Here is an 8,104-nt window from a genome sequence, read left to right as displayed (position 1 = left end):
CGCGTTGTGGTCGATGGTGACGTCCCACTGGTCCTTCCCGGGCACCGGGGACGGGTCGTTGTCGAGTTTGTCGGGGTGGAACTTCGCGATCGCCGACCGGATGGTCTTCTCGATGGTCGGGATCCCGTACCTGCCCAGGCGGGCGAGTTCGGTGTCGATCCACTCGGCGGCCTCGGCGGAGAGGTCGTGGGTGTCTTCGGCGATCTTGCAGCCCCGCCACGCCTCCAACTCCAACGCATCGACCGCAGCCCAGGTGCGAACGCGATGGAGACCACCACGGGAATGCCGGCCCGGNGCGGCCTCGGCGGAGAGGTCGTGGGTGTCTTCGGCGATCTTGCAGCCCCGCCACGCCTCCAACTCCAACGCATCGACCGCAGCCCAGGTCTTCGGGAGGCGGTGGTGCAGGTCCAACGTGTTGGCCAGCAGCCGTTTCGCGGTCCAGGAGGACACGGCGGTGGCGGTGGCCCAGGACTCGGTCACGAACGCCGCAACCAACGGTGTCCCTTCACCACCCAAAGATTGGTCGTAGTCGGCCAGTCCGGGGATCCCGTCACCCCACGTCGCCGGGTCCACACCGGGCCCGGCCGGGTTGGTGACACACAACTGGTAGGCGAGGCGGAGCTTGCGGCGTTCGGCACGCCAGGCGGTGTCCTTGGCGTCGGTGATCAGGTCGAGCAGGACCGCCCTTCGAGGTCGTCGACCTCGAAGGGTTGGGCTCCTGCATCGGTTTCGATCATGGGTCCATTGCATCAGGCACCACCGACAGCCGACACCCCCAAAACCGGTTGTCCACAGGTCCCGGAGAAGATTCCTCGAACTATTTTCTAGGGGTGGTTCCGAGACAGGCACGGGGCGCGACTTCCTCAACCACCGAGCCACCAAGGACCCGGTGTTCGCGCATCAAAAACACACGGTTCGCGCATCAGAAGCACGCGGTTCGAGGGTGCAAGCCGGAGCGGAGCGCCAGCGCGCTGGCCGGGCGGGCGGCGTACGAGGCGGTCAGGGGGCGGAGAAGTGCTGGTAGTCGGGCTCGGGCCAGACGCCGCCCCACACCCAGCCGATCCGGGTGAACGCCCGGTGCACCGGGTCGCCCGACCGGATCGCTCCGGCCGGCACCGTCGCGCCGCGCGAGCGGTCGATCGCCGCGAACGGGCGACCGCTCGCCGGCTCGATGCCCTGACGGCGCACGTAGGGGTTCTGCACTGGGTTCAGGTCGATCGCCGCGCCGTACGCGTGTTCCGACCACGTGCCCTGCCCGGCCACCAGCCGGCAGTTGAACGCCGACGTGTTGTTCGCCGCCATCGAGCGGGCGTCGTCGCCTGCGTAGTCGTCGATCAGGCGCATCCGGGCGATCGGCCAGCGCGCGGCGTACACCTCACGGAAGACGCCGACGACGTCGTCGGCCAGGTCCGCGCGCACCACCATCTCGCCACGGTGCACCCGGCCGTCGAACCCGACGTACGGGATGCGGAGGTGGCGCAGATCCCGCAACGGGACAGGGCAACCGGCGCGGTGGCTGCTGCGCAGGCGGGCGCGCAGCTCAGGGCCGATCGGCTGCACGGTGGCGGCGTACTGCGGCAGCCCGGCGTCGACGCCCGGCAGAGGTGACAGACCGGTGCAGGAGCGCAGTGTCCGCCAGGTCGAGACGGCGGTGCTGGCCCGGCCACCGCCGAGCGGGGCCGGTTGGCCGCCCTCCGCCGGGATGCTGGCCGGACCCCAGTCGTCGCCGGCCACGACGCCGTCCTCGACCCGCAGGGTGAGTACGCCGGTCAGCGGCTGGCCCGAGTTGTACCAGTGGAAGTTGCCGAGCCCGTAGGCCACGTAGGTGCCGCCGAGGGTGCCTGACCCCTGCAGCTGGTGGGTGTGACTGCCGACCACGATGTCGGCGCCGGCCTCGGAGAGCGCGGTCGCGAGGGCCTGTTGGCGACCGTCGGGACAGGTGGCGTACTCCGTGCCCCAGTGCAGGTAGACCACGACGACGTCGCCGCGGACGCTGGCCCGGCGTACGGCGGCAAGGAGCTGCGCGGGTCGGTCGGAACGCGCGGCGGCGATGCCGGGGGTGGCCGCTCCGGCCTCCCACACCGGGTTCGCTCCCTCGCGGGTGGTGCCGTCGGCGCCGAAGAAGGCGAAGGGCGTGCCGTTCACGGTCACCCGGTGGGGCGTGAAGGCGGCGCGGCTGTCGCGGCCCACCCCGACCACGGCGACCGGCGCCCGCGCCGCAGTGCGCAGGGTCTGCAGCAACCCGGCGCGGCCGTAGTCGGCACCGTGGTTGTTGGCCATGGTCACCACGTCGACTCCCGATCGGTCGAGCAGGTCGAACGCCGCCGGTGAGGTACGGAACCAGTAGCGGGAGTCGCGACGTTCGAGCTCCTTGGTGTCGCGCTGACCCGGGCCGCTGAGCACCGCGCTCTCGAGGTTGACCATCGCCACGTCGGCCGCCGCCAGCTGCTCACTCATCGGCCCCAGCGTGGAGTCGTCACTGCCCGGGAGCCCGGCGAGGTGTCCGGGGAAGTGCACGTCGCCGGCGAAGGCGAGGGTCACGACGCTGGGTGCGTCGACGAGTTCTATCGGCCGGTCCGGACCGCCGATCTGCGGCTCGGTCTCGCACCCGGCCGTCGCAAGCAGGGCAAGGGCGATCAGCCCGACGGCTGCCCTCCCGACCCTGCGACCCATGGCATTTCCCTCCACCCAACTGTCCTCTCACAAGGGAAGACGCGGAAGGGATACCGGAAGTTGCGTCGGTCAGCGATCGTTCTGGCTGAAGTGCTGGTAGTCCTTCAGCGAGTTCCAGGCGCCGCCCCAGCCCCAGCCGATCGCGGCGAACGCCTTCACCACCGGACCATCCGGCGTGATCATGCCGCGGCGTACGGCGGCCCGGTCAAGGTACGACGTGGCGAGCTCGGGGAGCACGAGATCCCCTTTCTCATAGGGATTCTGACTCCGCACATACGGATTCTGGAAGGGATTGACGTCGACGGCCAGGCCGTAGGCGTGCTGGCTGTACGACGACCCGCCGGTGGTCGGACGGCAGTTGAACGCGCCGGTGCCGTTGCCGTCCCCGGTCGGGTCGGCGTCCCGTTCGGCGACGGTCGTGATCGCCAGCTGCTCCATCGGGAAGTCGGCGTCCCACAGGGCGCGGAACGCCTCCACCAGCTGGTCGTCGACCGAGCTGTTGACCAACAGCTCGCCGGTGTGGCGCTCGCCGTCGAAGCCGCGGAAGGTCAACCGGATCCACGACAGCCGGCTCGCTCCGACCGGGCACCCCGGAGCCCAGGTGGAACGCGCAATCACCTGTGCTGGTGCGGGATCCGTGACCACGGCCTTGAATCCTGTGCCGGGCAGCATCGGCAGCGTGTCGGGGAGCGTGAACCGCCGGTTGCGCAATGCGGGAGGGGTCGGCCGTTGCTCGCCGTACCCGTCGCCGGTGGTGGGCAGCACCCGCGTGCCGAGCCAGGGAGGAGGCACGGTGCCGAGGGCCGGAGGCTTCGACGGGCTCGGTGATGGCCCCGAAGGGGCGCTGGTGTGGGAGCTCGTGGGCGACGGTGACGAGATCGACGCGGTCGGCCTGGCCGTGGGAGTGTCCGCGCCGTCGTCGGCGCACCCGCCGGCGACCAGCAGCACGGCCGAGACCACCGCCATCCCCAGCGCTCGCCCTCGCATGCACTCGAGCCTACGACTCGCCGCGCCGTGCCTGAGATGATCGAGGCATGGACGCGAGCACACAGCCGACGGAGTGGGCCCTGCGCCCCGCGCGACCGGAGGACGTCGAGCCGATCGCCGAGCTGCGGGCCGTGGTGATGCGCCCGGACCTGGAGCGGTTGGGGCGGTTCGACGAGCAGCGGGTCCGCCAGCGCCTGCGGGACTCCTTGGTCCCGCAGCACACGTGGGTCATCGAGGCCGACGGTGCGTTCGTGGGGTGCGTCGCGCTCCGGCCGGCCGAGGACGGGCCGTGGCTGGAGCACTTCTACCTCGACCCGTCGGTCCAGGGCCGTGGGCTCGGATCCGCCGTCCTCCACTCCCTGCTGGAGCGGGCCGACGCCGACGGCCAGCAGGTCCGGGTCAACGTCCTGCACGGCAGCGCAGCCCGTCGCCTCTACGAGCGCCACGGATTCACCCTCGAGTCGGAGGATCCGATCGACCTCTGGATGGTCCGGCTGCCGGCGACCACGGAGGGCGTCGCGAACCTGGTGGCACGGCTGCGCGCGGCCGGCTGCGTGTACGCCGAGGAGGAGGCCGCGATCCTGCTCGAGTCGGGCGCCGACCTCGAGTCCCTGGTCGCGCGCCGGGTCGCCGGTGAACCGCTCGAGTACGTCGTGGGCTGGGCGGAGTTCTGCGGACTCCGGGTCGCCGTCGAGCCCGGGGTGTTCGTGCCGCGTCGGCGCACCGAGTTCCTGGTCGAGACCGCGGTCGCCGCGGCTCCGGGAGCGAAGCTGGTGGTGGATCTCTGCTGTGGCTCGGGGGCGCTCGGCCTCGCCTTCGCCGACCGGGTGCCCGGGGTGGAGCTGCACGCCGCCGACATCGAACCGCGTGCGGTGGCCTGCGCTCGGCGCAACCTCCCCGACGCCCAGGTGCATCAAGGCGATCTCTTCGACGCCCTCCCAGAGGAGCTCCGCGGCCGGGTCGACGTACTCCTCGCCAACACGCCGTACGTGCCGACCCACGACCTGGCCTTCCTGCCTCCCGAGGCGCGCGACCACGAGCCCGCCGTGACTCTCGACGGCGGGGGAGACGGCCTGGTCCCGGCCCGCCGAGTCGCCGAGGAGGCCGGCGACTGGTTGGCACCCGGTGGCGTCGTCCTGGTCGAGACCAGTGAGCGACAGGCCGCACGGTTGAGCGCTCACTTCGCTGCCTGCGGGCTGGCCCCCGAGGTCGCCCACGACGATGAGCTCGGCGCCACGGTGGTGGTCGGACGCCGGTGACCCCGCGGACAGGCCATTGTGACCATCCGAGCACGCCCCTAGTCTCCAAGGTGTGGAGACCTTCGACTACGTCATCGTCGGTGCCGGCAGCGCCGGCGCAGTGCTCGCCAACCGGTTGTCGGAGGATGTCGACACGACAGTGTTGCTGCTCGAGGCCGGACCACCGGCGGACGCCGACGAGATCTCGATCCCGGCCGCCTTCGCGACGCTGATCAAGACCAGGTGGGACTGGAACTACCGCACCAGCGAACAGAAGCAGCTGCACAACCGACGCGGTGACTGGCCGCGGATGAAGGCGCTCGGCGGCTGCTCGTCGATGAACGCGATGATCTACATCCGCGGCAACCGCGCCGACTACGACACGTGGCGCGACGACTACGGCGCCACCGGCTGGGGCTACGACGACGTGCTGCCCTACTTCCGCAAGGCGGAGGGAAACACCCGCCTGGGTGGGAAGTTCCACGGGCAGGACGGGCCGCTGCACGTCGAGGACCGTCGCTACACCCACCCGCTCACCGAGGCCTGGGTCGAGTCGGCCGTGGCGTCGGGCTTCAAGCCCACCGACGACTTCAACGGCCCGGAGCAGGAGGGCGTCGGCCTCTACCAGGTGACCTGCCGCAACGGGCGTCGGTGGTCGACGGCCCGCGCCTACCTCGACCCGGCCGCCGACCGGCCGAACCTCACGATCCGCACCGGTGCCTTCGCGGAGCGGATCATCGTCGAGGGCGGCCGCGCGAAGGGCGTCGCCTACGTGACACCCGACGGCCCGCAGAAGGCGTACGCCGACGGGGAGGTGCTGCTGTGTGGCGGGGCGGTCAACTCGCCCCAGCTGCTGATGCTCTCCGGAATCGGTCCGGCCTCACACCTGCGCGAGACCGGCATCGACGTGCTCACCGACCTGGCGAACGTCGGGCAGAACCTGCACGACCACCCGGTCACGCCGTTGATGTTCCACACCCGCGACACCACCGACCTGGCCGACCACAACACCCTGGGCAACTTCGCCCGCGCTAAGGCCCGCGGCACCGGGCCGCTGGTCTCCAACGTCGGCGAGGGCGGCGGCTTCTGGCGCACCCGCGACGATCTCGTGGCGCCCGACCTGCAGGCGCACATCGCGCCGACCGGCTTCTGGGACAACGGCCTGCACGAGGTCACCACACGCAAGGTGACGCTGGCCCCGACCCTGGTGAATGTCGCGAGCCGCGGCCAGATCCGGCTGCGTTCGGCCAACCCACGCTGGCATCCCGAGATCGACCCGGCCTACTTCGACGACCAGGCTGACCTCGACGCCATGGTCGCCGGGGCCCAGCGGCTGCTGGAGACCGCACGCACCGGACCGCTGGCCAGACTCATCGCCGGGCCCGCCCTGCCGGCCATGTCCGACCCCGACGAGTCGCAGTTGATCGAGCACATCCGCGGCAACTCGCAGACCCTCTTCCACCCGGTCGGCACCTGTGCGATGGGTGACGACGAGCGCTCCGTGGTCGACCCCGAGCTCAAGGTGCGGGGCATCGAGGGCCTGCGCGTGGTCGACGCCAGCGTGATGCCGATGGTGCCGCGCGGCAACACGAACGCCCCCACGATCATGATCGGCGAGAAGGCCGCGGACCTGATCCGCGGCCGGGCCACCTCGAAGGAGCAGTGATGACCGACAAGCTCGAATCCCTCAACCCGATCACGGGAGACGTGGTCGGCACCTACGCGGTCGACGACGCCGACTCGATCGCGGTCGCCGTACAGCGGGCTCGTGCGCTCACTCCCTGGTGGGTCTCCATCGGGTACGACGGCCGCAAGGAGGTCCTGGCCCAGTGGCGTGGGGTGATCACCCGACGCATGGCCCAGCTCGCCCAGGTCGTGCACGAGGAGACCGGCAAGCCGCACGCCGACGCGATCCTCGAGATCGGGCTGGCCATCGACCACCTGGCCTGGGCCGCCGGCCACGCGAAGAAGGTGCTCGGTCGTCGCAAGGTGAACGCCGGGCTGCTGATGGCCAACCAGCTCGCCGAGCTGGAGTACAAGCCCCTCGGTGTCGTCGGCGTGATCGGTCCGTGGAACTACCCGGTCTTCACCCCGATGGGGTCGATCGTCTACGCCCTCGCGGCCGGCAACGCGGTCGTCTTCAAGCCCAGCGAGCACACGCCGGGCGTCGGTCAGTGGCTGGCCGACAGCCTCAGCGAGGTGCTGCCCGAGCAGTCGCTGCTCACCTGCGTGCACGGGGTCGGTCCGACCGGCGCAGCCTTGTGCCGCGCCGACATCGACAAGCTCGCCTTCACCGGCTCCGCGGCCACGGGCAAGAAGGTGATGGCCACCTGTGCGGAGAACCTCACGCCCGTGGTGATCGAGGCCGGCGGCAAGGACGCGCTGCTCGTCGACGAGGACGCCGACCTTGCTGCCGCGGCCGATGCTGCCGCGTGGGGTGCGTTCTCCAACGCCGGCCAGACCTGTGTCGGCGTCGAGCGGATCTACGTGCACGACAAGGTCTACGACGTGTTCCTCACGGCATTGACCAAGGCCGCGGACGGCGTACGCGCCGACGTCGGAGCCCAGCTCGGCCCGATGACGATGGAGAGCCAGATCGGGGTGGTGCGCAGCCACATCGACGACGCCCTGTCCCGCGGAGGGCGTGCGGTGATCGGCGGCGCGGACGCCGTCGGTGACCGTTTCATCCAGCCCACGATCCTGGTCGACGTGCCCGAGGACTCCCTCGCGATCACCGAGGAGACCTTCGGGCCGACGGTGACGGTGACCCGGGTCAAGGACATGGACGAGGCCGTCGAGCTGGCCAACGGCGGCAAGTACGGCCTCGGCGGCGCCGTGTTCAGCAAGGCCCGCGGGGCGGAGCTCGCCCAGAGACTGCGCTCGGGCATGACCTCGGTCAACTCGGTCATCGCCTTCGCCGGGGTGCCCTCCCTGCCGTTCGGCGGCGTCGGCGACTCGGGCTTCGGGCGGATCCACGGCGAGGACGGACTCAAGGAGTTCACCTACGCCCACTCCACGACGCGGCAGCGGATGAAGCCCCTGCTCAACCTCACGTCCTTCCAGCGCGGGGAGAAGGAGGAGACGGCGTTCGCCACGCTGCTGACCGCGTTGCACGGCGGCGCTTCACAGCTGGCCAGGAGGCCGCGCCGATAGGCCGTCCGGTCGCGCACGGGCACGCGTCGACCGCGCGCCGGGCCGGGGTCTCT

General features: G+C 70.9%; 6 protein-coding genes and 1 pseudogene. 4 read left to right on the top strand and 3 right to left on the bottom strand.

The annotated features are described in order from the left end of the window. The 3 genes and pseudogenes from ASD30_RS27585 to ASD30_RS16445 form a co-directional block, all read right to left on the bottom strand. Positions 1-234: pseudogene (locus ASD30_RS27585) on the bottom strand (hypothetical protein); the annotation flags it as partial. Positions 235-999: 765 nt separating this feature from the next. Next, the gene (locus ASD30_RS16450; protein WP_056683677.1) at positions 1,000-2,673 is read right to left on the bottom strand and encodes a CapA family protein; all 1,674 of its coding nucleotides are present in this window, start codon (positions 2,671-2,673) and stop codon (positions 1,000-1,002) included. A 69-nt stretch (positions 2,674-2,742) separates the two neighbouring features. Next, positions 2,743-3,465, bottom strand: coding sequence for a M15 family metallopeptidase (locus tag ASD30_RS16445; protein WP_235532605.1), 723 nt, complete (start codon positions 3,463-3,465; stop codon positions 2,743-2,745). A 1-nt stretch (position 3,466) separates the two neighbouring features. Here ASD30_RS16445 and ASD30_RS27580 point away from each other — a divergent pair, with 1 nt between their 5' ends. From ASD30_RS27580 to ASD30_RS16430, 4 genes are read left to right on the top strand one after another with little or no spacing between them, the layout of a single operon-like run. Continuing rightward, positions 3,467-3,700, top strand: a complete 234-nt coding sequence (locus tag ASD30_RS27580) for a hypothetical protein (protein WP_235532604.1) — start codon at positions 3,467-3,469, stop codon at positions 3,698-3,700. Positions 3,701-3,707: 7 nt separating this feature from the next. Beyond that, entirely contained in the window at positions 3,708-4,919 is a 1,212-nt protein-coding gene (locus ASD30_RS27575) for a putative protein N(5)-glutamine methyltransferase (RefSeq protein WP_082563883.1), read from the top strand. Positions 4,920-4,971: 52 nt separating this feature from the next. After that, positions 4,972-6,564, top strand: a complete 1,593-nt coding sequence (locus tag ASD30_RS16435; protein WP_056683673.1) for a GMC family oxidoreductase — start codon at positions 4,972-4,974, stop codon at positions 6,562-6,564. Then, entirely contained in the window at positions 6,564-8,051 is a 1,488-nt protein-coding gene (locus ASD30_RS16430) for an aldehyde dehydrogenase family protein (protein WP_056683671.1), read from the top strand. Before ASD30_RS16435 ends, ASD30_RS16430 begins: the two co-directional genes overlap by 1 nt. Positions 8,052-8,104 lie beyond the last annotated feature (53 nt).

Source organism: Nocardioides sp. Root140, assembly GCF_001426745.1.
Classification (GTDB): domain Bacteria; phylum Actinomycetota; class Actinomycetes; order Propionibacteriales; family Nocardioidaceae; genus Nocardioides.
The sequence above is the reverse complement of the archived record's forward strand: the minus strand, read 5'-3'. Positions and strand labels throughout refer to the sequence as shown.

Excerpts from the sequence above, each read along its gene's own strand:
- ASD30_RS16450 (WP_056683677.1), bottom strand. The coding sequence starts at position 2,673 with ATGGGTCGCAGGGTCGGGAGGGCAGCCGTCGGGCTGATCGCCCTTGCC.
- ASD30_RS27575 (WP_082563883.1), top strand. The coding sequence starts at position 3,708 with ATGGACGCGAGCACACAGCCGACGGAGTGGGCCCTGCGCCCCGCGCGA.
- ASD30_RS16430 (WP_056683671.1), top strand. The coding sequence starts at position 6,564 with ATGACCGACAAGCTCGAATCCCTCAACCCGATCACGGGAGACGTGGTC.